At 69.8% G+C, this 22876-nt stretch carries 19 protein-coding genes; 8 read left to right on the top strand and 11 right to left on the bottom strand.

What is annotated here, in order from left to right; genetic code table 11:
• The first annotated feature begins 25 nt into the window (after positions 1 to 25).
• Together ABT304_RS13340 and ABT304_RS13335 are read left to right on the top strand one after the other, a co-directional pair.
• Positions 26 to 757 carry a TetR/AcrR family transcriptional regulator gene (locus ABT304_RS13340; protein ID WP_350715787.1) on the top strand — a complete coding sequence of 244 codons (732 nt, stop codon included), beginning with the start codon at positions 26 to 28 and terminating at the stop codon, positions 755 to 757.
• A gap of 20 nt (positions 758 to 777) precedes the next feature.
• Positions 778 to 1851, top strand: a complete 1074-nt coding sequence (locus tag ABT304_RS13335) for a CAP domain-containing protein (protein WP_350715785.1) — start codon at positions 778 to 780, stop codon at positions 1849 to 1851.
• A 3-nt stretch (positions 1852 to 1854) separates the two neighbouring features.
• Here the strand turns inward: ABT304_RS13335 and ABT304_RS13330 are convergent, their stop codons facing one another.
• The 3 genes from ABT304_RS13330 to ABT304_RS13320 are packed head-to-tail and all read right to left on the bottom strand — an operon-like array spanning position 1855 to position 5228.
• On the bottom strand, positions 1855 to 3357 hold the full coding sequence (locus ABT304_RS13330) for a DHA2 family efflux MFS transporter permease subunit (protein ID WP_350715783.1): 1503 nt from the start codon (positions 3355 to 3357) through the stop codon (positions 1855 to 1857).
• 54 nt (positions 3358 to 3411) lie between these two features.
• Entirely contained in the window at positions 3412 to 4218 is an 807-nt protein-coding gene (locus ABT304_RS13325) for an ABC transporter permease (RefSeq protein ID WP_350715782.1), read from the bottom strand.
• Complete coding sequence (locus ABT304_RS13320; RefSeq protein WP_350715780.1) at positions 4215 to 5228, bottom strand: ATP-binding cassette domain-containing protein; 1014 nt, start codon at positions 5226 to 5228, stop codon at positions 4215 to 4217. The genes ABT304_RS13325 and ABT304_RS13320 overlap by 4 nt, the downstream gene beginning before the upstream one ends.
• A 209-nt stretch (positions 5229 to 5437) precedes the next feature.
• Here ABT304_RS13320 and ABT304_RS13315 point away from each other — a divergent pair, with 209 nt between their 5' ends.
• Positions 5438 to 6394 carry a helix-turn-helix transcriptional regulator gene (locus ABT304_RS13315; protein WP_350715779.1) on the top strand — a complete coding sequence of 319 codons (957 nt, stop codon included), beginning with the start codon at positions 5438 to 5440 and terminating at the stop codon, positions 6392 to 6394.
• On the opposite strand, the gene ABT304_RS13310 is transcribed toward ABT304_RS13315, so the two are convergent.
• Genes ABT304_RS13310 through ABT304_RS13300 form a run of 3 tightly spaced genes read right to left on the bottom strand, consistent with a single transcriptional unit; the run spans position 6374 to position 8458 of the window.
• Positions 6374 to 6934, bottom strand: coding sequence for a GNAT family N-acetyltransferase (locus ABT304_RS13310; RefSeq protein ID WP_350715777.1), 561 nt, complete (start codon positions 6932 to 6934; stop codon positions 6374 to 6376). The two genes, ABT304_RS13315 and ABT304_RS13310, sit on opposite strands and share 21 nt — an antisense overlap.
• 8 nt (positions 6935 to 6942) lie before the next feature.
• A complete protein-coding gene (locus ABT304_RS13305) occupies positions 6943 to 7719 on the bottom strand; it encodes a serine hydrolase (RefSeq protein WP_350715776.1) in 777 nt (258 codons plus the stop codon).
• A 10-nt stretch (positions 7720 to 7729) separates the two neighbouring features.
• A complete protein-coding gene (locus tag ABT304_RS13300; RefSeq protein WP_350715774.1) occupies positions 7730 to 8458 on the bottom strand; it encodes a hypothetical protein in 729 nt (242 codons plus the stop codon).
• A 63-nt stretch (positions 8459 to 8521) separates the two neighbouring features.
• Here ABT304_RS13300 and ABT304_RS13295 point away from each other — a divergent pair, with 63 nt between their 5' ends.
• Together ABT304_RS13295 and ABT304_RS13290 are read left to right on the top strand one after the other, a co-directional pair.
• Positions 8522 to 8878, top strand: a complete 357-nt coding sequence (locus ABT304_RS13295; RefSeq protein WP_350715772.1) for a sterol carrier family protein — start codon at positions 8522 to 8524, stop codon at positions 8876 to 8878.
• Positions 8879 to 8887: 9 nt separating this feature from the next.
• The gene (locus tag ABT304_RS13290; RefSeq protein ID WP_350715770.1) at positions 8888 to 10252 is read left to right on the top strand and encodes a dipeptidase; all 1365 of its coding nucleotides are present in this window, start codon (positions 8888 to 8890) and stop codon (positions 10250 to 10252) included.
• Here the strand turns inward: ABT304_RS13290 and ABT304_RS13285 are convergent.
• From ABT304_RS13285 to ABT304_RS13275, 3 genes are all read right to left on the bottom strand, one after another.
• Positions 10249 to 12018 carry a GAF domain-containing sensor histidine kinase gene (locus ABT304_RS13285; protein ID WP_350715769.1) on the bottom strand — a complete coding sequence of 590 codons (1770 nt, stop codon included), beginning with the start codon at positions 12016 to 12018 and terminating at the stop codon, positions 10249 to 10251. The genes ABT304_RS13290 and ABT304_RS13285 overlap by 4 nt on opposite strands.
• A gap of 173 nt (positions 12019 to 12191) precedes the next feature.
• On the bottom strand, positions 12192 to 14033 hold the full coding sequence (locus ABT304_RS13280) for a sensor histidine kinase (RefSeq protein WP_350715767.1): 1842 nt from the start codon (positions 14031 to 14033) through the stop codon (positions 12192 to 12194).
• A gap of 48 nt (positions 14034 to 14081) precedes the next feature.
• The gene (locus tag ABT304_RS13275; protein ID WP_350715765.1) at positions 14082 to 15971 is read right to left on the bottom strand and encodes a sensor histidine kinase; all 1890 of its coding nucleotides are present in this window, start codon (positions 15969 to 15971) and stop codon (positions 14082 to 14084) included.
• A gap of 179 nt (positions 15972 to 16150) precedes the next feature.
• Between ABT304_RS13275 and purF the strand changes: the two genes are divergently transcribed.
• Complete coding sequence (gene purF / locus ABT304_RS13270; RefSeq protein ID WP_350715763.1) at positions 16151 to 17668, top strand: amidophosphoribosyltransferase; 1518 nt, start codon at positions 16151 to 16153, stop codon at positions 17666 to 17668.
• Positions 17669 to 17682: 14 nt separating this feature from the next.
• Positions 17683 to 18756 carry a phosphoribosylformylglycinamidine cyclo-ligase gene (gene purM, locus ABT304_RS13265; RefSeq protein ID WP_350715762.1) on the top strand — a complete coding sequence of 358 codons (1074 nt, stop codon included), beginning with the start codon at positions 17683 to 17685 and terminating at the stop codon, positions 18754 to 18756.
• Positions 18757 to 18814: 58 nt separating this feature from the next.
• Here purM and ABT304_RS13260 read toward each other — a convergent pair whose 3' ends face one another.
• Positions 18815 to 20947 (bottom strand): PhoX family protein, encoded by a 2133-nt coding sequence (locus ABT304_RS13260; protein WP_350715760.1) that lies wholly within the window; start codon positions 20945 to 20947, stop codon positions 18815 to 18817.
• A 288-nt stretch (positions 20948 to 21235) separates the two neighbouring features.
• Here ABT304_RS13260 and ABT304_RS13255 point away from each other — a divergent pair, with 288 nt between their 5' ends.
• Positions 21236 to 21427, top strand: a complete 192-nt coding sequence (locus tag ABT304_RS13255) for a DUF3073 domain-containing protein (protein WP_160026710.1) — start codon at positions 21236 to 21238, stop codon at positions 21425 to 21427.
• A gap of 42 nt (positions 21428 to 21469) precedes the next feature.
• Here the strand turns inward: ABT304_RS13255 and ABT304_RS13250 are convergent, their stop codons facing one another.
• The gene (locus tag ABT304_RS13250) at positions 21470 to 22849 is read right to left on the bottom strand and encodes a hypothetical protein (protein WP_350715758.1); all 1380 of its coding nucleotides are present in this window, start codon (positions 22847 to 22849) and stop codon (positions 21470 to 21472) included.
• Positions 22850 to 22876 lie beyond the last annotated feature (27 nt).

Raw genomic sequence — 22876 nt, 5'->3', positions numbered from 1 at the left:
GAGGGAGCAGGGCATGATGGAGGGGATGAGTTCCGACCTGATCCCTCGTCTGTGGGGCAAGGCCCCGCCCGGCCGACGCGGCCCCAAGCCGGCGCTGAGCGTTGCCCAGATCGTCGAGGCCGCCTACGTCATCGCGGATGAGCAGGGCCTCGCCGCTGTCTCGATGGCGCGGGTCGCCGAGGCGCTGGGCTGCTCGCCGATGGCGCTGTATCGGCACGTGAAGAACAAGGACGAGCTGCTCATCCTGCTCGCCGACCGTCTCTGTGCGGAGCTACCGGCGCCGTCGCGCGACCTGGACTGGCGCGATGGTCTGGCAGCCTGGATGCGCGCGCAGGTGGACCTGTCGCTGAGTCGGCCGTGGTTCCTCGATCTGCCTCTCGTCGGCACGCTTCCCGGGCCGAACCGCCTCGCCTGGATCGATCTCGGGTTCTACTACCTCCGAGAGGTGACGCTGCCCCCCGAGGAGAAGATGGCGATTCTGGGCATCATCTCGCAGTACGCCTTGGGTGAGGCGAGGATCGAGATCGAGGCCGCCCGGTTCCCGGAGAACCCCTATGCGAGGTTCGAGGAGATGCTCGTGACGTACGCGGATCCGGAGCGTTTCCCGAACCTGATGGAGTCGATGGCCACCTGGCGGCCCGCCGGGCCCGGTGAGGAGTCCGACTCCGACGACCCCTCGGCTTTCGGGCAGCGCCTGCTGATGGCCGGGATCGCGGCCCACATCGAGCGCCACATGCGGCGCAGCACTCCCAAGTAAAGGTAGATACCCTGGCGGGGATGTTCCCCCACCTGCATCGCCCCGTGTCCTGTGTCCTCGCTCTGCTTTTGGCTGCTGCCGCGCTGCTCGTCAGCGCTGGTCCGGCATCCGCGGGGGAGGGTGGGACGATCAAGCGGCTGGCGAACTCCGCTCGTTCCGAAGCGGGCCTCGACCCGCTGACGCGCGACTCGGCCCTCGACGCTCTGGCGCGGAAGTGGGCCTACAAGATCGGCGCCGACGGGGCGCTCTCGCACAACCCCGACCTCGCCGAGCAGGTGCCGGAGGGGTGGCAGGGGATCGGGGAGAACGTCGCCATGGGCTACCGCACCGGTGCGGAGATGCACCGGGGCTGGATGAACTCCGACGGCCACCGGGCCAACATCCTGGGCGACTACACCCACATCGGGATCGCCTTCGTGGAGGTCGACGACACCACCTGGGGCGTCCAGGTCTTCGCGAAGTACCCGCCGGGCGTGCGGCCGACCGAGAAGCCGAAGGCCACCACCGCCCCGGCGCCGACCACCCCAGCGGAGACCAAGGCCCCGACTCCTCGGCAGACCGCCAAGCCCAAGAAGTCGGCGACGGCTTCCCCGACCCCGTCGCGTACGCCCTCCGCGTCCGTCTCCGCGTCGCCTTCGACGTCGCCCTCGGCCTCACCGTCTGAGTCGGATTCTTCCTCGTCCGCGCCCGTTGGCGACTCGGAGACGGCGGGCCCGGTGACGTTCACCGACGTCTCGGACGGTCCCGCTCCTGGTTCGAGCGGGCTGTTCGGGATCGGCTTCGTCGAGATCGCCGTCGGGCTGCTCGCGCTGTCGGGTCTGGGTCTGCTCATCGCTCTGCTCCTGGCCCGGCGCCGGCGCCGCGAACCGCCCCGGCCTGGCCCGCAGGGCCCTCGGCACGCCCGGCCCGTCGGGCCGTACCCCGGTGGTGGCCCGGTCTATCGGGGCCAGGTCCACCCCGCCGGGCCCGGCCCCGGTCACGCCAACCCGGGCCGCCGCCCCAACCCGGGTTACCCGAACCCTGGTCTCCCCAACCCTGGTCGCCCCAACCCGGGCGGCCCGACGCAGTATCCCGGCGACCGCCGCCCCTGGTAGGACCTAGTCGGCGACCGCGGCGGCGACGGGGCGCGGGCTGTCGGTCGAGACGCTCCGAGCCGACGGCGTACGCCGGAAGACGAGGAACGCGACCACGCCCGAGATCGCCATCATCGTGACCGGCAGCCAGAACGCGACCTGCAGCGCCTCGGCGGCCAGCGGCGCGACGGCTGCTCGCTCGGCGGGAGCGAGGGAGCTGAGCGCTCCGATGCCATCGCTGCCCAGCCCGGGAAGGCGGGACGAGAGGGCGCCGGCCAGGAGCACCGAGACGCCGGCGGTGCACAGGGCGGTGGCGACCTGGTTCAGCACGTTGATCATCGTGGAGCCGGCCGGGATGGCGCTGTCCTCGAGGTAGCGGGTGGCGATGGTCATGGTCGGCAGCATCACGAACCCGGCGCCCGCGGTCGCGACGGCGTGGGTCGTGGCCAGGGCCAGCATCGGCGCGTCCGCGCTCAGCTGGAGTGCCAGGGCACCGAAGCCCAGGGTGGAGATCACGATCCCCGAGCCGATCACCGGCAGCGGCGGGAAACGGTCGATGAGGCGGCCGGAGACCTGGATCATGATCCCGGCCGCGATACCGGCGGGAGCCATCAGCAGCCCCGCGGTGGTCGCGGACTCGCCGCGTACGACCTGCCAGTAGAGCGGCACCAGGATCATCGAGCCGAAGTAGCCACCGGCGAAGCAGACCAGCAGCGCGGCGCTGCCGCCGGTCAGGCGCCGGCCGAGGAGCCGGATGTCGAGCAGGGGAGCGGCGGCACGGAGCGCATGCCGGACGAAGAGCGCCACCAGGACGGTCCCCGCCCCGATCGGGACCAGCACCTGCGCCTCGAACAGCGTGCCATCGGCGAACGAGGTGCCCAGCACGAGGAGAGCCATCGCGGGAGGAAGCAGGAGCAGGCCGCGTACGTCCAGGCGGGCGCTCGGACCGCGCTCCAGGCGCGGCAGGTTGCGCATCCCGAGGACCAGACCGATCAGGCCCAGCGGAAGGTTGATCAGGAACATCCACCGCCACGACATCGTGTCGAGCAGCCAGCCGCCGAGCACCGGTCCGAAGACGGGGCCGACCAGCACCGGCAGGCCCATCAGGGCCATCAGCCGGCCGCGCTCCTCGGGTGGCGCCGAGCGCAGCGTCAGGGTCATCGCGGCCGGCATCACGAATCCGCCGCCGAGCCCCTGCAGCACCCGGAACGCGATCAGCGACTCGACGTTCCACGACGCCGCGACCAGGCCGGATCCGATCGTGAAGACGCCGATCGCGGTCAGGAACACCTGGCGGGCGCCGAACCGGCTGATCGCCCAGGCCGCGGCCGGGATGACCGTTGCCAGGGCGAGCGTGTAGCCGGTGGCGACCCATTGGATCACCGGCAGCGAAGCGCCCGTCTCCTGGGAGAGACGGGCGATCGCGACCGCGACGATCGTGATGTCGATCGGGATCATCACCGTGCCGGCGATGACGGTGAGCACGATCGTTGTCGGGCTCGGGGCCGTGCGGAGTCGGGGTGTCATGCGTCCAGTCTGGAAGCTAAAGTGAACTTGAGGTCAAGGGGTTTCGGCCCGACGTCAGCTCGACCTCTCCATGGTCCGTACGCCGACGAGCACTCCGCCCACCGCGACGGCAGCGGCCGCGACGAAGCCGCCGATGACGACATCGGCCGGGAACTGACCGGCGAAGAGCGCCCGCTCGGCCTCCACGACGTACGTCATCGGGTTGATGTCGCTGAGGAACCGCAGCCAGCCGGGAGCCCCGTCGAGCGGGAGGAGGACGCCGGAGAGGAGCAGCAGCGGGAAGATCAGCATCTGCTGCACCGTCCAGAAGATCCAGTCCTGCTCCTTGGCGGCGGTGGCCAGGGCGAAGCTGAGCGCGCCCAGCCCGATCGCGAAGAGCGAGACGATGACGGCTCCGACCAGGACCCCGCCGAGGTGGAGGTCGAAGCTGAACGGGGTCACCACGGCGAGGATGACCACCGTCTGGAACAGCACCGGCACGACCTCCTTCAGGGCCCGACCGACCAGCAGGGACGGCCGGGAGAGGGGCGAGACCAGGAGTCGTTCGTGGGAGCCGGAGCGGATCTCCGCGGTCAGGTCGGCGCCGGTCATCGAGGCGCCCATCAGCGCGGTCATGACGACGATGCCCGGCACGAACCACTGCAGCGCGCTGCCGTTCTCGACGGCGGGCAGGAGCGGTGCGAAGAGACCCAGGAAGACCAGCGGCTGCACCATCGCGAAGAGCATGGAGGCGGGCTGGCGCAGCTTGGGCGTGAGCTCACGGAGCAGCACGGTCCAGGTGTCGGTGAGGAAGCCGGTCGGTCGGCTCGGTACTCGGGTGGAGGTGCGGACCTGTGCGGTCGGGACGGTGAGAGTGGTCATGCTGCTGCTCCTTCGGTCTGGGTGGTGGCGGACTCGGCCGACTCGCGCAGGCTGCGGCCGGTCAGGTCGAGGAAGACGTCGTCGAGGGTGGGGGCGTGGACCTCCATCCGGATCGCGGGGGTGCCGTGGGCGGCCAGGTCGATCGCCAGGGCCGGCGCACTGTCGGCGCCGCGCGGAGTGCGGATCGAGATCTGCGTGCCGGTGCGCTCGATGACGGTCGGACCGGACAGTGCCGACTCGGCGCGCGCCGCGGCGGCCGTGGCATCCGCCTCGGTGCCGAAGCCGAGGAGCACCAGGTCGCCGAGCCTCTCCTTGAGCCGGGTGGCGGTGTCGTCGGCGATCACGAGGCCGTGGTCGATGACGATCACCCGTCCGGCGAGCGCGTCCGCCTCCTCGAGGTAGTGGGTGGTGAGCACGATCGTGGTCCCGTCCTCGTGGAGCCGGCGGATCTGCTCCTGCAGATTGGCGCGGTTCTGCGGATCGAGGCCGGTCGACGGCTCGTCCAGGAACAGCACCTCGGGGTGGTTGAGCAGCCCGATCGCGATGTCGAGACGCCGCCGCTGGCCGCCGCTGAGCGTCTGGACCGCGCGGTCGGCGTACTCCTGGAGGTCGAAGGCCACGAGCAGCTCCTCGATGCGCGCCTTCGCGGCGGCGCGCGGGATGCCGTGGGCGCGAGCCTGCGACATCAGCTCGTCGCGGCCGCGCTGGATGAACGCGGCGGCGTTGCCCTGGCCGACGTAGCCGATCGAGCGCCGGACGGCGCCGCGTGAGCGGACGACGTCGTGGCCGGCCACCTCGGCGGTGCCGGAGGTGGGCGGGATGAGCGTGGTCAGCATCCGCAAGGTGGTCGACTTGCCGGCTCCGTTGGGGCCGAGGAAGGCGACGAGCTCACCTTGGTGGATCTCGAGATCGAGCCCGCGTACGGCCTCGACGGTCTTCTTGCTTCGGGTGAAGTGCCTGGTCAGCGCCTGAGTGCGGATCACCGGCCGCTGGTTGCTGTGGTTCGTCATGTCTTCAGCCTCTGACCTCATCCGGTCAGCTTCTGTCCGCTTTCGAAAATTTCTTCCGAGTTCCGGTTTAGAAGCTCGGCGAATGGGTAAGAGAGAGGCAGCGCGGCGTCGGTCGGCTCGAGGAGGGGGCGAGCCGACCGACTCGCGGGTTCCAGGTTCCCCAGGAATCAGGCCATGAACTGACCGCAATGGCGCCTAAGGTCGGTGTCATGAGTACGAGCGCCCGCATGCTGCAGCTCCTCTCGTTGCTGCAGACCCACCGTTTCTGGCCAGGCACGGAGCTGTCCGTACGCCTCGAGGTCAGCGACCGTACGCTGCGGCGCGACATCGAGCGGCTGCGCGATCTCGGTTATGACGTGGACGCCACCCGAGGGGTGGCCGGCGGCTACCAGCTCCGGGCCGGCAACGCGCTGCCGCCGTTGCTCCTCGACGACGAGGAGGCGGTCGCGATCGCCGTCGGGCTGCGCACTGCGGCCGCGGGCATGGTCGCGGGGATGGGGGACGTCTCCGCCCAGGCGCTGGGGAAGGTCGTCGCGCTGATGCCGCCGCGGCTGCGGCGGCGGATGGATGCGGTCACCTCGCAGACCGATTCCATCCCCTGGGGCGGCCGGGTGCCGCTGGACGCCGGCGTGCTCGGGGTCCTGGCGCAGGCCTGCCGCGACGACGAGGCGCTCACCTTCACCTATCAGGCGCCCGAGGCCGAGCCGACCCGGCGCCGCGTCGAGCCGCACCGGCTGGTGACGCTCGGCAACCGCTGGTATCTCCTCGCCTACGACCGGGTCCGCCAGGACTGGCGCTCCTTCCGCGTCGACCGGGTCAGCGACCCGATGACCACCGGCCAGATGTTCCGCCCTCGCGAGATCCCGGGCGGGGACGCGGCGGCGTACGTGCAGGCGGGGATCCGCTCCCGCCCGGCGGCCTTCGACGTCTGCGTCCTCTTGGGCGTCGAGCCCGACGTGGTCGCGCGGCGGGTGGGGCGCTGGGGTGAGGTCGAGCCCGCCGAGGGAGGCTGCCGACTGCGGATGCAGGTCGACGATCTGAGCTGGCCGATGATGATCCTCGCCGGCGTCGACGCGGACTTCACCGTCGAGCAGCCGGTCGAGCTGGCCGAGCTGGTCAAGCAGGTGGGGGAGCGGTTCGTCCGCTCAGGCGCCGTCACGTCCTGATCGGGTCAGCCACTCCTCGCGCAGGAGTCCATAGACCACCAGGTCCCGGCGCTCGCCCGGATAGGCCTGCGCGCCGCGCATGGTGCCCTCGTGGGTGAAGCCGAGACGCTCGGCGACCGCGCGGCTGCGCTTGTTCATCACCGAGGTGTCGATGATCGCCCGGGCGATGTCGTACTCGTTGAAGAGGGTGTCCAGCAGCGCCGAGACGGCCCGGGTGATCAGCCCGCGGCCCTCGTACGCCTCGCCCAGCCAGTAGCCGATCGTGGCCGACTTCTCGTAGAGGTTGATCCGCGCGGTCGTGGCTCCGGCGACCTGGCCGTCCTGGCGGATGACGCACGGGATCGCCTCGCCCTTGACCCACTGGGTCAGCAGGTAGGTGCCGAAGGCCGACACGCTGATCATGCTCTGGTCCGCGTGCGCCCACGGCTCCCACTCCCGGAGGTGGTCGAGGTTGGCGTTGATGAGCCGGTGGACGGCGAAGTCGGTCGATCGGTCACGCAGGACCATCTCCGCGCCGTTCCCGAGGTCGATGCTGAACAACTGATCTCCTACCGTGCCGGACCCTGGCCTGGAGCGTAGCCGCCCTGCAACGCATCCAGGATGAGCGTGCCGTACGCCCGCATCTGAGCCAGCACCGGGAGGACCTCACCCTGGAATCGGCAGATGACCGCGTACGCCGCCTGTCGGCCACCCACGTCGAGCAGCCCGACCTCGGCGCGGACACCGTCGTCGGTGCCGGTCTTGCTCCACACCCGCAGGTTCTGCTCCGGATCGGCGTGGGCCAGCGGGTCCAGGCCGAAGGCGGCGGAGACCATCGAGAGGTCCGCGGACGGTGCCAGCCAGGACATGACGGTCGGGTGTGGCGTACGGAAGTAGGCGACCCAGTCGGCGGCGCAGCCGACGGAGAGCATCGGCGGGTCCTCGGGCCTGCGTACGTCCCGGACCGAGTCGTTCAGCATCGACCCGCCCGCGGCCAGCCGCCGGGCGACGGCCTGGACCGGAGCCAGGCCGACGTGGTCGAGGAGCACGTTGGTGGCCAGGTTGTCCGAGACCGCGCCGACCAGCCGGGCGCAGTCGTTCATGGTCAGCGCCGGAACGTCGAGGTGTTGCCACAGGCCGCTGTCGGCGACCGGCGCGACGCTGTCCTTGCGCAGCATCAGCTCTCCCAGCGACCGGTCCTCGTCGAGCAGCTCGGCGAGGTGGTGCAGCAGGAAGATCTTGGCGACGCTCGCGGTCGGCAGCAGCAGGTCCGAAGCGGACTCGACCAGGGTCTCACCAGAGCCGGTGTCGACCGCGAGGATCGACCATTCCGTCCGTGGACTCATGCAACGGAGCCTAAACAGCCGGGGATGACTGCTCCTCGCGCAGCTCGCCGACGACCTGGATCTTCTGCCAGATCTTGCGCGAGAGATCGACGGTGAGGCCCTCGACGGTGCTGACCGTGTCCAGGACGACGTTGTCCTGGGAGTCCTCGGCGCACAGCGCGGCCGTCTTGCCGACGAGGCTGAGCAGCTCGGAGCAGTACTCCAGGTAGTGGATCAGCTGGTCGGCGTCGAGGGTGAACCGGACGCTGGCCGAGGTCGGCGTGAACCCGGTACGCAGCCGCTCGGGGTCCTTGGTGAGCTGGTGCATGTCGATGATGTGGGCCAGCGAACGCAGCCGGTGCAGCAGCTTCAGCGCCCGCGACCGCAGCAGCCGCTCCGGGATCGTGTAGAGGAAGAAGATCGCGACCGCGGCGAAGATCAGGTCGTTGACGGTGCTCTCCATCAGCGGCAGCCATTGGACGCCGGTGAGCGTCTCGTCGCCGAACGCCGTCGCCAGGCCCCAGATGATGGCGGCCAGCGTCAGTGCGAGGACGGCCACGATCAGCACGCGGGAGGCCGCGCGCGTCCACACCAGCCGTTGCCGGAGCCGGTCCCCGGCGCCGGAGGACTCCCTGATCAGGCCGGCCAGCTCCTCGGCGACCTTCACCAGACCCCGGTCGGGGAAGCGTGCCGCGATCCGTCCGTGCAGCGTCTCGACGGTCTTCAGCACCATCTCCGACTCGAGTCTCTCCAGTCCCACGTCTCCGGAGCGTAGTGGTCGCGCGCCGCCGCGGTGGGCAACTGCCGCAGATAGGGTGAGAACGTGCCAGCTCGACTCAAGCCCGCGGCCGCCGCCGACGTGGCCGACGCCCTGGATCGCGTACGCGCCGAGGAGCCCGCCAAGTCAGATCTCCGCCTCCTCACCAAGCACTTCCTCGCCCTGCTCGAGGAGCGTGCGCCGGGCAGGAGCGTCGAGGTGCGCGTCCCTCCGTACGCCGCGGTGCAGTGTGTCGAAGGGGTCCGGCACACCCGCGGCACTCCGCCGGCGGTGATCGAGACCGACGCGGTCACCTGGATCGCCCTCGCCACCGGCGCGATGACCTGGTCCGATGCCGTCGATCAGGCCCGCGTCAGGGCCTCAGGAGAACGCACCGACCTGTCGCCGTATCTGCCCTTGTAATCTCACCCTATGAGCCACTCCACCGAAGACATCAAGGCCCGTGTAGACGACCTCTTCCCCGGGATCCGCAAGGACCTCGAGGACCTGGTGCGGATCGAGTCGGTCAGCGCGGACCCCGAGCGACTGAGCGAGGTCGAGAAGAGCGCGGAGAAGACCCGAGACCTCTTCGCGGCCGAGGGCTTCGACGTGGAGATTGTGCGCGCCTTCGACGGTGCCCCGCCGGCCATCGTCGGTGAGAAGAAGGGCCCCGAGGGGGCCCCGACGGTGCTGCTCTACGCCCACCACGACGTCCAGCCGGAGAACGACCATGCCGACTGGGACACCCCGCCGTTCGAGCCCACCGAGGTCGGCGACCGGCTCTACGGGCGCGGTGCGGCCGACGACAAGGCCGGCATCGCTGCCCACATCGGCGCGGTCCGGGCTCTGGCCAGCCTCGACGACAACGGTGAGCTCCCGGTCACCGTGCGCCTCTTCATCGAGGGCGAGGAGGAGGTCGCCTCCGCGACGCTCCCCGAGCTGCTCGGGAAGTACCAGGACAAGCTGAGGGCCGACGTCATCGTCATCGCCGACTCCGGCAACTGGGACATCGGCGTCCCGGCGCTGACGACGTCGCTGCGCGGTCTGATCCGCGTCGACGTCGAGCTCCGCACCCTGGGTCACGCGGTGCACTCCGGCATGTGGGGCGGTCTGGCTCCCGACGCGATCATGGCTCTCGTACGCCTCCTCAACACCCTCTGGGACGAGGACGGCGCTCCCGCGGTGGAGGGGCTCGTCTCCGGCCCGGCGGCCGACGTCGACTACCCCGAGGAGCGGCTCCGTGCCGAGTCCGGGGCCATCGCCGGCCTGCAGTGGGTCGGCAAGGGCAGCGCGGTCGAGCGGATGTGGACGCAGCCGGCGATCACGATCACCGGTCTGGACGCCCCCAAGGTCGACGGCGCCTCCAACACGCTGTCCCCGACCGCGCGCGCCAAGGTCACCATCCGGATCGCCCCGGGCGACACCGGTGAGAACGCCGTCGCCGCCCTCACCCAGCACCTGGAGAAGCACGTCCCGTGGGGCGCCGAGCTGACCACGAAGGTCGTCGACACCGGTGAGCCGATCGCCCTGGATGCGACCGGCCCGGCCTACGACGCCGCCCGTGCCGCCTTCACCGAGGCCTGGGACGGCACCGCTCCGATCGACATGGGCGTGGGCGGCTCGATCCCGTTCATCGCGGAGTTCCTCGAGGCGTTCCCGCAGGCCAGCGTGCTGGTCACGGGCGTCGAGGACCCCGACACCCGAGCCCACGGCGCCAACGAGGGACTCCACCTCGCCGAGTTCCGGAGGGTCGTCGTCGCCGAGGCGCTGCTGCTCCAGAAGCTGGGCAGCTCCTAGCTTCCAGGCAGCGTCAGCGCCACCCGGGTGCCCTCGCCAGGGCGTGAGTCGAGCTCGACCAACCCGTGGTGGCGCCTGGTGATCTGCTCGACCAGCGTCAGCCCGAGCCCAGCTCCGCGCGAACCACCCAGCGCGGAGTTGGAGCCTCGGTAGAACGGGTCGAAGACCTCCGGCTGCTCCTCGTAGGCGATGCCGACGCCGGCGTCGGCGACGATGATCGTGACCTCGCTGCCGGCGCTGTAGAGCATCACCTGCACCCGCGAGCCGCGGTAGCTGTAGGTCAGCGCGTTCTTCACCAGGTGCAGGAAGGCCGCGCGCAGCTCGCGCGGATCACCGACGACGTACGCAGGCCCGGTCGGCGTCGTCAGGACGCACTCGATGTCCTTGTGGGCTGCGTCGGGATCGAGCTCGTCCAGCACGTCGTCGAGCATCTCGGAGACCTCGATCGTGGTCTGGCCGGGGGCGTTGGCTGGGTCGCGGATCCGGGAGAGGAGCAGCAGGTCGCTGACGATGCCCTCGATCTGGGCGCTGCGTACGGTCAGCGTCTCCACCTGGACGATCCATGGCAGCGTGTTGGCCTGCTCGCCGGCCAGCGCGTTGAGCGAGGTGCCGAGCGCGTTCACCGGGATCCGGAGCTCGCGAGCGACGGCCTCGATCAGCCGGTTGCGTTCGCGGTCGGCGTGGGCGAGCTGCTGGGCGAGGTCGCGCTCCTGCGTGTAGGCGTTGGCGGTGAGCACGATGCGTCCGAAGTCGCGGCCCAGCTCCATCGCCAACCGGCCCTCCGCGTCGGTCCAGGTGGGCCGCCCGGGCGAACGGAGCAGGACGATGTGGCCGAGCCACTCGTGGTCGGCGCCGACCGGTACGACCAGGGCGCTCCCCGCTCCCAGGGTCTCGAAGAACTTGTTGACGACGGTGGCCTGTTCGTTCCACTCCGAGGAGTCCGTGATCCGCTCGCGGCTCAGGATCGAGTAGGTGCCGTCCGCCCAGTATCGGGAGGTGTTCCGCGAGGTGAGCGCGGCCAGGCCCGGGTCGGGATCCCAGTTGAGGCCCGGGGTCGCGTGCACGACCATCTCGTTGTGGGGACCCTTGGTCGCCATCCAGATCCCGTCGGCGCCCAAGCCGCGGATCAGCGCGTCGTGGCTGGCGTCGAGCACGTCGGCGAGGCTGAGCTTGGAGCTGGCGTCGCGCAGGAACTCCTTGGCGGTCTCGAGGTTCGCGGCGCGCTCGTAGAGCCGCTCGCGCTCGAGGTAGCCGTGTACGACCCGCTGGGCGCGCTTCGCGAACCGGTTGAGCACCCGGCGCTGGGTGAAGTCGGGCCGACGCCCGCTGACCGGCATGTCCACCGAGAGGCAGCCCTGGATGGAGCCGTCGTCACCGAGGATCGGCGCGATCAGCATGTCGTGGGGATGCCACGCGTCGGGAGCGTCGATCATGTTGGTGGTGGAGACCCAGCTGCCCTCGTGAAGGTTCACCCGCTCCTGGGGGATGAACCGCCAGGAGCCCCAGTTCTCGCCGCGGGAGAGGTTGTCACGCAGGTCGGAGAGGGCCCACCGGGTGCCGAGGATCTCCTCGGCCGTCTGCCGTCGCCCGTGTGCGTTCAGGCCGCTGGTGAAGCCGTGGACCGCGACCACCTCGAGCTCATCGCCGCGGACGACGTTGATCGCGGAGATGCCGAAGCCGAGCAGCTCGCAGATGCCTTCGGAGATCATCTGGAGCGCGGGATCCGCCACCGGCAGCGACGTCCTGCTCGGCGTGCTCGCAGGCACGTCGAGGGCATCGACTGACTGTGGTGGGGGCATCCTTGCTCTCGGGTAGGTCGGTCAGGGCGGGTGTTGCAACTGCGTGGCAGTCCTGAGGACCTGGGCACCACGGAGTGTTGCACGAAACGCGCGCGCTGTGCAGCCGTAGACGTCCGTCTCGACCAGATTGTGACGTTTGGTTAACCAGGCGAGGTGGCGTCGTTGGCCAACGGAAGGACGAGCGAGACGCGGGTGCCGGTGCCGGGCTCGGAGCGCAGCGTGACGCGGCCGTCGTGGCGGCGTGCGACCCGGTCGACGATGCTGAGCCCGAGGCCGACGCCCTTCCGGCCGCCGATCGCCTGGCTGGACCCGCGGTAGAACTCGGTGAAGACCTGGATCTGCTCGGCCGCGGGGATGCCGACGCCGTTGTCGGTCACCGAGATGGCCGCCTCGCTGGCACTCTCCACGATGTAGAGCCGCACGTGGCCGCCGCGGTGGGTGTAGACCAGCGCGTTGTCGACGAGCCGGAGGATCGCCGCCTTGATCTCGCTGCGGTCGCCCATCACGTAGACGCTGCGCGAGGGCACGTCGATGCTCACCTCGATGCCACGCTTCTCCGACTCGTACGTCCTCTGCTCGAAGATCTCCTGCAGGAGGGACGTCAGGTCGACGTGGGCGAGCGCCGGGCGCGAGGAGGGGTCGGAGAAGCGGGAGAACAGCAGCAGATCGTCGACCATCGCGACCAGCTGGTCGGACCTGCTGATCAGGTTGCCGACCTGCTGGAACCAGGTCGGCGATCCGCGGTCCTCGTGACGCATCGCGTCGATACCGGTGGTGAGGGCGGTCAGCGGGTTGTGCAGCTCCTGCGCGACGGCCTCGATGAGCCGGCTGTGCACCTTGTCGGCGGTGGCCAGCCGCTGGGCGAGGTCACGCTCCTGGGTGTAGGCGTTGGAGGTGAGCACGATGCGCCCGAAGTCGCGACCGAACTCCATCGCGAGGCGCCCCTCGGCGTCGGTCCAGCGCGGCCGGCCCGAGCCACGCACCAGCACCAGATGACCCAGCGCGGTGGTCTCCACGCCGATCGGCACGACCAGGAGCGAGTCGGCCCCGACGGCGTCGAGGAACTCGATGCCGACCCTGGCGAACTTCCGCTGCTCGGCATCACCGTGATGCAGCGTGTGGAGGAGCAGCTCGCGGTTGACGATGGCGTGCTCGCCCCGGTTCCACAGCCGGGTGCTCTGGTAGGCCTGACCGGTCGCGATGTTGCTCTCGGTGGCGGTCCACCCCAGGCCGGGCGAGGCGTACGCAACGGACCCGCCCTCGCCGTCCTGCGCCTGCACGTAGAGACCGTCGGCGTCGAGACCACGGCTCATCGCCTCCTGGGTCGCCTCGAGCACACCGGTGAGACCGAGCTGGGAGTTGGCCTCGCGGAGGAAGCTCTGGGCCTCGAGCAGGTTGTTGGCCCGCTCCTCGAGGTATTCACGCTGCAGGCTGAGCAGCACCGCTCGCCGCGCCTGGCGGGCGAACCGGTTGAGGATCCGCTGCTGGCGCCGGCCGGGCCTGCGGCCGTTGGTCGGGCGGTCGATCGAGAGTACGCCGACGAGCTCGCCGTTCTCGTCGTAGAAGGGCGCCAGGAGCTCGTCGAGCCGGTGCCAGTCCTGCGGGTCCTTCAGGATGTCCTCGTCGGTGTCGGGGACCCAGTAGCCCTCCGCCTCGCCGATGGTGTTCTTCTCGTGGGGGACGAACTTGATGTCGCCCCAGTCCACGGACATCTCCAGCAGGTCGGTGACCACCGAGACCGGGAACCGGGTGCCGAGCATCTCGGCGACGGTCATCTCGCCCTCGACGGTGTGGCCGGTCTCGTCCCCGTACGCCGCGACGATCTCGAACTCGTCCCCGCGGCGGATGTTGATCACGGCGGCGCCGAAGCCGACGAGCTCGGTGACCCCCTCGGCGATCAGCTGCAGACCGGGATCCGGGCTCGGGTACGCCCCGGAGGCGCCGCTTGGCGCGTCCGGACCCTCTGAGGGCGTACTGGTCATGAGTTCTCCGCCGAGATGGGAAATGCAACCCGTTACCGGTGCGTAAGGTTAAACAATGGGCAGCGTCACACGGAATGTGCTTCCCACGCCAGGGGTCGAGTCGACGGATATCAGTCCGCCGCGTCGGCTGACGATTCGAGACACGATCGTCAGACCGAGTCCGGTGCCTGGCTGTTTGAGGGCTGTGGGGTTGGTCGAGCGGAAGAACTCGGTGAAGAGCCGGTCCTGGTCCTCCGGCGAGATCCCGAGGCCGTGGTCGGTCACCCGGAGCTCGAACCAGCCGGGGCTGGTGCGCGTGCTCACGATGACCTGACCGCCGTCGGGGCTGTACTTGATCGCGTTGGTGACCAGGTTGATCACCACCCGGTCCAGATCGCCCGGAGCCAGGGTCACGTAGACGTCGTCGGACGGCATCTCGAAGACGAGCTCGTGGGCGTCGCTGGTGGGCATCTCGGCGTTGAGCTGGCTGTAGACCTCCTCGAGCACGGGCGCGACCTGGATCGGCACCGTGGTCGGCAGGTGGTCGGGGTCGGAGACCTTCGACAGCATCGCCAGGTCGGCCACGATCTTCTCGGTGCGGTCGCGGTTGCGCGTCAGTGCGGTCAGCACCTCGGCGTACTCCTCCTCGGACTCCGCGTAGGGCAGCGACTCGATGTTCCACCGGAACGCGGAGAGCGGGTTCTTCAGCTCGTGGGCGACCGTCGCGATCAGCCGGCTCTTGTGGGCTTCGAGCTCACGCAGGGAGTCGACCGCCGCCTTCTGGCGCAGGTAGGCCCTGGAATTGTGGACCACACGGCCGAAGTCCCGGCCGAGGTCGGCGGCCGTGATCAGCTCGAGCTCGCTCCAGTGCGGCTTGTCGGGGCCACGGCCGAGGAGCATCGCGCCGTACCACGTCTGGCCCGACCCGATCGGGACCCCGACGATCGAGCCGACCTTGTAGTGGCGGATCCACTCGGTGATCAGCTGCTGCGTGTCCGGGTCGGGGTGGGGGAGCCGTTCGGCGCCGTCGGGGGTCTGCACGGTGATGCTGCGCTGGTCCCAGAGGTATTGCCCGTAGTCGACCATGAACGGGCTGGTCAGGTCCTCGATCGGGAGCTTGAAGTCCTCCCGGTAGACCTTGGTGCGGATGCCGCGACCGCCCGGCTTGGACATGTGCAGCCAGAAGTCGGTCAGGTCGAGCACGTCGACCAGCCCGGTGCTCAGCGAGTTGAGGATCTCGTCGGGGTCCAGCTCGCGCCCGGCGCGGCGGATCACGTCGCGGGCGGCCTCGGCGAGGCGTACCTGCTCGGAGAGCTCCTCACGCTCCAGGGCGAGCAGGATGGCGCGCTGTGCCTGCACCGCGTGGCGGCCGAGGACGGCGCGCTTCTCCGGGTTGGGGCGGAGGCCGTCGGTCGGTACGTCGACGATCAGGGTGCCGCGCAGCCTGCCGGCGTCGTCGCGCAGCGGCGCGACCAGCAGGTCGAGCGGGTTCCAGGCGCCGGCGGCGTCGACCGTCGTCATCGTCGGGATCCAGCCGTACACGTCGGCGGTCGGGTCCAGCCGCTCCGCCGGCACGAACTTGAAGATCCCCCAGTCGTCGGCCCGGGCGAGCTCGGCCTCGAGCCGCTCGATCGGGGTCACGGTGCCGAGCAGGTCGGCTCGGGCGGAGTCCTGGCCCGAGACGACCACCATGTGGAGGTTGCCGTCGGCGCGCGCGACGCTGATCGTGGCCATCTCGAAGCCCGCGAGCGCGGTCAGGCTGTCGGCGATCAGCTGGAGGTCGGAGAGATCCTCACCGGGGGTGAGCAGACCACCGATCTCGGCCAGATCGGTCGTGATCGTGGTCATCGTCGTGGTGAGGTCGCTTCTGGCGCGTTTCCCGCCCAACGGTGGTGGGGCGAATCCCGGTGGCACCGTCAGTCGGTGACCGCCGGCGGGCTTGGGCGCTGGAGAAGTCATCGGATCGATTATCCGGGATGTCGGTCCCGGGCGGTAGGGCAGACGTGGATCGTTCTTTACATTCATGATTCCGAGACGTTCATGTGACCACCCTTACAGGACTGTCAAGGGTTCGGTGATCGCCTGCGTACGCCCTTACACTCGATGCCGTGGTCAACCTCACCAGCTCAGGTAGGCACGTGTCCCGACGCAAGGGTGGCGACGGCCGGCTCACCGCCGCCCTCGACCCCCACGACCAGGGTCCCCAGGACCACTGCGGAGTCTTCGGTGTGTGGGCGCCGGGCGAGGACGTCGCGAAGCTGACGTACTTCGGCCTGTACGCGCTGCAGCACCGTGGCCAGGAGTCGGCGGGTATCGCGGTCAGCAACGGGCGCCAGATCCTGGTCTACAAGGACATGGGCCTGGTCAGCCAGGTCTTCGACGAGCCGACCCTGGAGTCGCTCAAGGGCCACGTCGCCATCGGCCACGCCCGCTACTCCACCACCGGAGCCTCGGTGTGGGAGAACGCGCAGCCGATCTTCAAGCCGACGCCGGACGGCTCCGTCGCCCTCGGTCACAACGGCAACCTGATCAACGTCGCCGAGATGCGCTCGGCCGTCGAGGCGCTGCCCGAGCACTCCGAGGGCCGCCACGCCCCGGTCTCGACCAACGACACCTCCCTGCTCACCGAGCTGCTCGCCTTCCACCCCGACTCCTCGCTGGAGGCGCGCGCGCTGGAGGTGCTGCCGACGATCAACGGCGCCTTCTCGCTGGTGTGGATGAACGAGGACACCCTGTTCGCCGCGCGTGACCCGCAGGGGATCCGCCCGCTGGTCCTCGGCCGCCTCGACCGCGGCTGGGTGATCGCCTCCGAGGACGCCGCGCTGGCCACCGTCGGCGCGAGCGTGGTGCGAGAGGTCGAGCCCGGCGAGATGATCATCATCGACGAGTCCGGTCTGCGCTCGGTGCGGTTCGCCGAGGCCGACCGCAAGGGCTGCGTCTTCGAGTACGTCTACCTGGCCCGCCCCGACGCCAACATCGCCGGCCGCAACGTCCACGAGTCCCGGGTCGAGATGGGCCGCGAGCTGGCTCGCGAGTTCCCCGTCGACGCCGACCTGGTCATCCCGGTGCCCGAGTCCGGCATCCCCGCCGCGACCGGCTACGCGCTGGAGAGCGGCCTGCCCTTCGGTCAGGCGTTCGTGAAGAACGGCTACGTGGGGCGTACGTTCATCCAGCCGTCCCAGACCCTGCGCCAGCTCGGCATCCGGCTCAAGCTGAACGTCCTCGAGCACATGGTGCGCGGCAAGAGGGTCGTCGTGGTCGACGACTCGATCGTGCGCGGCAACACCCAGCGCGCCCAGGTGCGGATGCTGCGTGAGGCAGGCGCCCTGGAGGTCCACGTGCGGATCTCGTCGCCGCCCGTCAAGTGGCCGTGCTTCTACGGCATCGACTTCGCCACCCGCGCCGAGCTGATCGCCAACGGTCTCTCCGTCGACGAGATCGCCGCTTCCGTCGGTGCGGACTCGCTCGGATACATCTCCCTCGACGGGATGATCTCGGCGACCCGCCAGGAGCGCACCGCGCTCTGCACGGCCTGCTTCACCGGCGAATACCCCGTAGAGCTGCCCGACGAGAGCATGCTCGGCAAGCACCTCCTCGAGGTCTCGCTGCAGTCCCCGACCGAGGGCAAGGCCCTTCCGGTCCTGAACAACCCGTGATCGGAGATCCACCAGTGAGCCAGACCGAGCCGACCAACGCGTACGCCGCAGCAGGTGTCGACATCCACGCCGGCGACCGCGCCGTGGATCTGATGAAGGTCTGGATCGAGAAGTCCCGGCGCCCCGAGGTGCTCGGCGGGGTCGGCGGCTTCGCCGGTCTCTTCGACGCGAGTGCCCTGAAGGCGTACGAGCGCCCGCTGCTGGCCACCTCCACCGACGGTGTCGGCACCAAGGTCGCGATCGCGCAGGCGCTGGACAAGCACGACACCATCGGGTTCGACCTGGTCGGCATGGTCGTCGACGACCTCGTCGTCTGCGGCGCCGAGCCGCTGTTCATGACCGACTACATCGCCACCGGGAAGGTCGTCCCGGAGCGGGTCGCGGCGATCGTCAAGGGCATCGCGGAGGCCTGTGTCGAGGCCGGCTGCGCGCTGGTCGGCGGAGAGACCGCCGAGCACCCGGGGCTGCTCGCGGCCGACGAGTACGACGTGGCCGGCGCGGCCACGGGCGTCGTCGAGGCCGACAACCTGCTCGGTGCGAACCTGGTCAAGGAAGGCGACGTCGTCCTCGCCATGGAGGCCTCCGGCCTGCACTCCAACGGCTACTCCCTGGTCCGCCACGTGCTGCTCAACTCCGGCGCCTACACGCTCGACGCGCAGGTCGCCGAGTTCGGCCGTACGCTCGGCGAGGAGCTCCTCACCCCGACCCGCGTCTACGCCAAGGCCTGTCTGGACCTGGCCCGCGGGACCCGTACCCACGCCATGTCCCACGTCACCGGGGGCGGCCTCGCCGCCAACCTGGAGCGGGTCATGCCGCCGGAGCTCTCCGCGCGCATCGACCGCACCACCTGGACCCCGGCGCCCGTCTTCGACCTCGTCCGCCGCACCGGCTCCGTGGAGCTGGCGGATCTGGAGATGACCCTCAACTGCGGCGTGGGCATGGTCGCGCTGATCGACCCCGAGGACGTCGACGAGGCCGTACGCATCCTCGCCGGCTACGACATCCGCGCCTGGGCCGCCGGTGAGGTCACCGCCACGCCTGGCGGCAAGGTCGAGCTCACCGGGGCGTACGCGGGCTGGACTGCCTGAGCGACCCGAACAGCCGAAAGGGCGCCGGAGCGATCGCTCCGGCGCCCTCTCGATGTTCTCAGGCCTTGAGCACCTGCACGACAGACGGCCGCGGGCCGGCGAACTCGCCCTCACCCGCGGTGCCCTCGACGTAGTCGGGGAAGAGGGAGTTCTGTGCGTCCCAGGTGCCTTCCTCGCCCGGGTGCTGGACGGCGACGAAGACCGAACCGTCGCGGTCGTGGATGACCGGGCCGCAGGTCTCGGCGTCGCGAGGCACCGCGAGGAACTGCTGGACGTGGCCGCGCTCGCGACCCTCCAGCGGAACCTTGAACAGACCGTCGTTCTTCTGGATCGAGCTCGGCTGGCCGTCGGTGGAGATCCACAGGTTGCCCTCGGAGTCGAAGGCCAGGTTGTCCGGGCAGGAGATCGGCGAGACCTTGTCCTTCGGGTAGCCCGCGAAGTAGGTGGACGCGTTGGTCGACGGGTCGCCGGCGACGATCATGAGGTTCCACCGGAAGACGCGCGAGGTGTGGTCGCCGTCGTCCTCGGTGATCTCGATGACGTGGCCGTCGCGGTTGGTGTTGCGCGGGTTGGCCTCGTCCACACCGGCCTTGCCGGTGGTGCCGCGCTGCGAGTTGTTGGTGCAGGCGACGTACACCTTGCCTGACTTCGGCGAGGGCTCGACGTCCTCGCAGCGGTCCATCTTGGTGGCGCCGGCCTTGTCGGCGGCCAGGCGCGTGTGGACGAGGACCTCCTCGACGCTCATCCCGGAGACCTTGCTGCGGCCGTTGACCACGAGCGGGATCCACTGGCCGTAGCCGTCGAACTTGCCGTCGCTGGGCAGCTTGCCGGTGCCGTCGATCTCGGTGGCGGGGGAGTCGCCGTGGAAGCGGGCGACGTAGAGGCTGCCCTCGGTGAGGAGCTCGAGGTTCTTGCGACGGTTGTGCTTGTCGTAGCGGCCCTTGGAGACGAACTTGTAGAGGTAGTCGAACCGCTCGTCGTCGCCGGTGTAGGCCACCACGTGACCGTTGTCGGCGATGACCACGTTCGCGCCCTCGTGCTTGAGGCGGCCGAGCATGGTGTGCTTGCGCGGGGTCGAGGTCGGGTCGGTCGGGTCGATCTCGACGATGTAGCCGAACCGGTTCGGCTCGTTGGCGTAGTCGGCCGAGCGCGCGTCGAAGCGCGGCTCGACGGCCTCCCAGCCGTACGTCGAGGCAGCATCGGTCAGGCCGTAGCGCTTCTCCGCCGCCGAGGTGCCGGTCGCGCGGAAGTAGCCGTTGAAGTTCTCCTCGCCCGACAGGATCGTGCCCCAGGGCGTGGTGCCGCCGGCGCAGTTGCCGATCGTGCCCAGAGCGACGGTGCCGGTCGGGTCGTCCGCGGTCTTGAGCAGGTCGCTGCCGGCCGCGGGACCGGTGAACTCGAACGGGGTCGAGGCCGTGATGCGACGGTTCTTCGGAGCCGACGGCACGTAGTTCCACTTCTCGCCCGGCGCGGAGCGCTCGAGCTCGACGATCCCGAAGCCGTGGGCGGCCATCGCGATCTTGAGCTGCTCGGTGGCGTCGAGGTCCGGCGGGAACATGATGTCGGGGTTGACGTACTCGTGGTTGCAGCACAGCAGGCCCTTGGTGCCGGCCTTGTTGGTCACGATGACGTCGGTGTAGTCGTTGTTGTAGCCCCAGGCGAGCGCCTGCTTCTCGGCGGTCTGGCTGGTGACGTCGAACGGAACGCCGCCGGGCAGGATCGGGTCGCCCCAGCGGATGATCGGCTCCCAGGTGTAGCCCTGGGGCACCACGAACGTGTCCTCGGTGGCCGCGACGGGGGTGATCGCCTTGAACGGCAGGTTCGTACGCCCACCGTGGCCGCGCCCTGCGGCGAGACCCGCCTGGACGGGGCTGGCGGCGGCCGCCAGACCGCTGCTGCCGACCGCGAGCGCGACCGCGCCCGCACCGGCCAGACCCAGCGCGTGGCGGCGGCTGAGCGCCTTGCCGGCGATGTCACGGAAGTAGCCGTTGTCGGAGGTGTTCGGCGCGGGCTTGGCGCAAGCGCTGTCGCACTTGAGGGCGCAGGTCACCGCGCTGCGCTTGCCGCGGGTGTGTCCGGCCATGGGAAGCAGGGACAACATGGAGCGCCGGCCGTCGGTGACGGCGGGCGCAGCCTCGTCGCTGCACGAGGGACAGGCGGTGTCGGTCTGGATGTCGCTCAGTTCGGTCACTGCATTTCCGTTCAAGACGCGTTGTTGTCAGGTCTCCCAAGAATCGGAAGGGAGGCTATGCGCGGTGAGACAACCGTCCGGCCCCTCAATCTGTCGCTCGGGTGAACGGCGAATGACGAGTCGTCAGGCTCAGATTCGTGTGACCTCAGTAACATTCGCTCCTAGCGAACGGATTTTCGACACCCCGGCGTGCGGATTCTTGGCATGAACCGGTAGCGTTATCCCTACGAGAAACCTGTGAACAGCCCGGGACTATCCCGGCCAAGTGCGACGAGGGGGCTGGACCCTATGGGGCGCGGCCGAGCGAAAGCCAAGCAGACGAAGGTCGCACGCGACCTGAAGTACCGGACCTATGAGACGGACTTCGGGGCCCTTGCGCGCGAACTTCACGGTGATGAAGACACCAGTCAGAAGTCCGATCCGAAGCCGGACGACTACGACGACTGGTCGGACTACGACGCGGGATCCTCGCGCGACTAGGGTTTGTCGGCCCACGGCGGCGACGTCGTGGTCGACATCCCCTCAGACTGATCGGCTGATCACAACCTCCCCGTGAGTGCCGTAGCCGGGTAGCCGGCCGCCGTGAGGCGTGCCGTCGAAGGCGACGTGCAACCACTCGTCCCCCACCGGGATCAGCGTGGGCCACGGAAGGTTCGTGACGTACGCCGATCGGAGCTCTGCGACCTCGTTGAGGTCCAGGTCGAAGATCGGGTAGCGAGCACGGACGTGACGCGGGTTGTCGCGTCCGTCGCTTGCGCCGACGACGACTGTGCCGCCCAGCGGGACAAGCGTGGTGCCCTCGGTGGCCGTCCGGTCGGTTCGTGCTGCCCGGAGGCTGAGCGCGTCCAGGCGAGGTCCGCTGGCGAGCACGGTATGGAAGTCGAAGTACTTCCTGGCGCTGACGTAGCCGACCAACCACTCGTCGTCGCGGCGTAGAACGTGGGGATCCCAGACGCCGACCGACGTGAGCCCGTCTGTCGGGAGCGCGAGCGGTGTCGAGTCGAGGACGTGCTCGCCTCGGGTCAGGTCCGCGCGTGAGCGGGCGATCGTGACCCCGACCGGGCTCCACGGCTTGCTGGGGTCGGCCTTGTCCGGTGCCTTGAAGCCACCCCACGTGCTCGTCGTGACCAGCCACTCCTCGCCGTCGCGCACGAGGTGGGTGGCGTGGTCGCCGTAGACGAGTCCGTCCCGGCGGAAGTAGAGCGCGCCGCGATGGACGAGGTCGTACGTCACCGGGTCCAGCGCCCACACCGACGTGTGCGCCGTGGGGAAGAAGCCCGGCCCTGCACTGGTGGCGGTGAGCAGCACGGTGCCGTCGACCTCGCGGAACGGCGAGCCGTCGGCGTACGTCACCACCCGGATGTCGCGCAGGCCGAGCTGTCCGAAGGCGCCGCTGCGTACGTCCTCGGCGGAGCCCTCGTGGCCGGCGGCGAGGCCGGCGAGCCACGACTCGTCTCGCGGCTCGATCCCGACCTCGGTGAGATCGACGCGCGCTCGGGCCACCCACGCGCCGTTCGCGCTTCGCGCGATTACTCCCTCGCTCGGCGCGAGCGGACGAGCAAGCTCGCCGCTCGACCTCGCTCCGGTCGTCTCCTGATACGTCAGCGCGGTCAGCATCGTCCCGGTCAGGGTCAGCGCGAACCGGGTCGCTCCGCGGCCGACCCTGCCGTGGCGCCGGCTCGTGTGAGAGGTACGCCGCGACCCGGTCGTCACCTCGAGCCGCACCCGCCGTCCGTCGTAGAGCCCGGTGAGCACATCCTCACCCGAGGTGAAGCTCAGCGAGACCGGGCCGTCACAGGCCGCCTCGATCGCGGCGTTGGCCGCGGGCCGGGAGAAGCTGCTGGACTCGACCGCGATCGTGACGGGGCGCTGGCGACGTACGATCTTGAATTCGGGGAACATCGGCTCCAGTCTTCCGGATCGTGAGGC

It is taken from the genome of Nocardioides sp. NPDC000445, assembly GCF_040300245.1.
GTDB lineage: Bacteria > Actinomycetota > Actinomycetes > Propionibacteriales > Nocardioidaceae > Nocardioides.
The sequence above is the reverse complement of the archived record's forward strand: the minus strand, read 5'-3'. Positions and strand labels throughout refer to the sequence as shown.

Excerpts from the sequence above, each read along its gene's own strand:
- ABT304_RS13255 (WP_160026710.1), top strand. The coding sequence starts at position 21,236 with ATGGGGCGCGGCCGAGCGAAAGCCAAGCAGACGAAGGTCGCACGCGAC.
- ABT304_RS13250 (WP_350715758.1), bottom strand. The coding sequence starts at position 22,849 with ATGTTCCCCGAATTCAAGATCGTACGTCGCCAGCGCCCCGTCACGATC.
- ABT304_RS13280 (WP_350715767.1), bottom strand. The coding sequence starts at position 14,033 with ATGACCAGTACGCCCTCAGAGGGTCCGGACGCGCCAAGCGGCGCCTCC.
- ABT304_RS13315 (WP_350715779.1), top strand. The coding sequence starts at position 5,438 with ATGAGTACGAGCGCCCGCATGCTGCAGCTCCTCTCGTTGCTGCAGACC.
- ABT304_RS13275 (WP_350715765.1), bottom strand. The coding sequence starts at position 15,971 with ATGACTTCTCCAGCGCCCAAGCCCGCCGGCGGTCACCGACTGACGGTG.
- ABT304_RS13325 (WP_350715782.1), bottom strand. The coding sequence starts at position 4,218 with ATGACCACTCTCACCGTCCCGACCGCACAGGTCCGCACCTCCACCCGA.
- ABT304_RS13340 (WP_350715787.1), top strand. The coding sequence starts at position 26 with ATGAGTTCCGACCTGATCCCTCGTCTGTGGGGCAAGGCCCCGCCCGGC.
- ABT304_RS13330 (WP_350715783.1), bottom strand. The coding sequence starts at position 3,357 with ATGACACCCCGACTCCGCACGGCCCCGAGCCCGACAACGATCGTGCTC.
- ABT304_RS13335 (WP_350715785.1), top strand. The coding sequence starts at position 778 with ATGTTCCCCCACCTGCATCGCCCCGTGTCCTGTGTCCTCGCTCTGCTT.
- ABT304_RS13290 (WP_350715770.1), top strand. The coding sequence starts at position 8,888 with ATGAGCCACTCCACCGAAGACATCAAGGCCCGTGTAGACGACCTCTTC.
- ABT304_RS13305 (WP_350715776.1), bottom strand. The coding sequence starts at position 7,719 with ATGAGTCCACGGACGGAATGGTCGATCCTCGCGGTCGACACCGGCTCT.
- ABT304_RS13320 (WP_350715780.1), bottom strand. The coding sequence starts at position 5,228 with ATGACGAACCACAGCAACCAGCGGCCGGTGATCCGCACTCAGGCGCTG.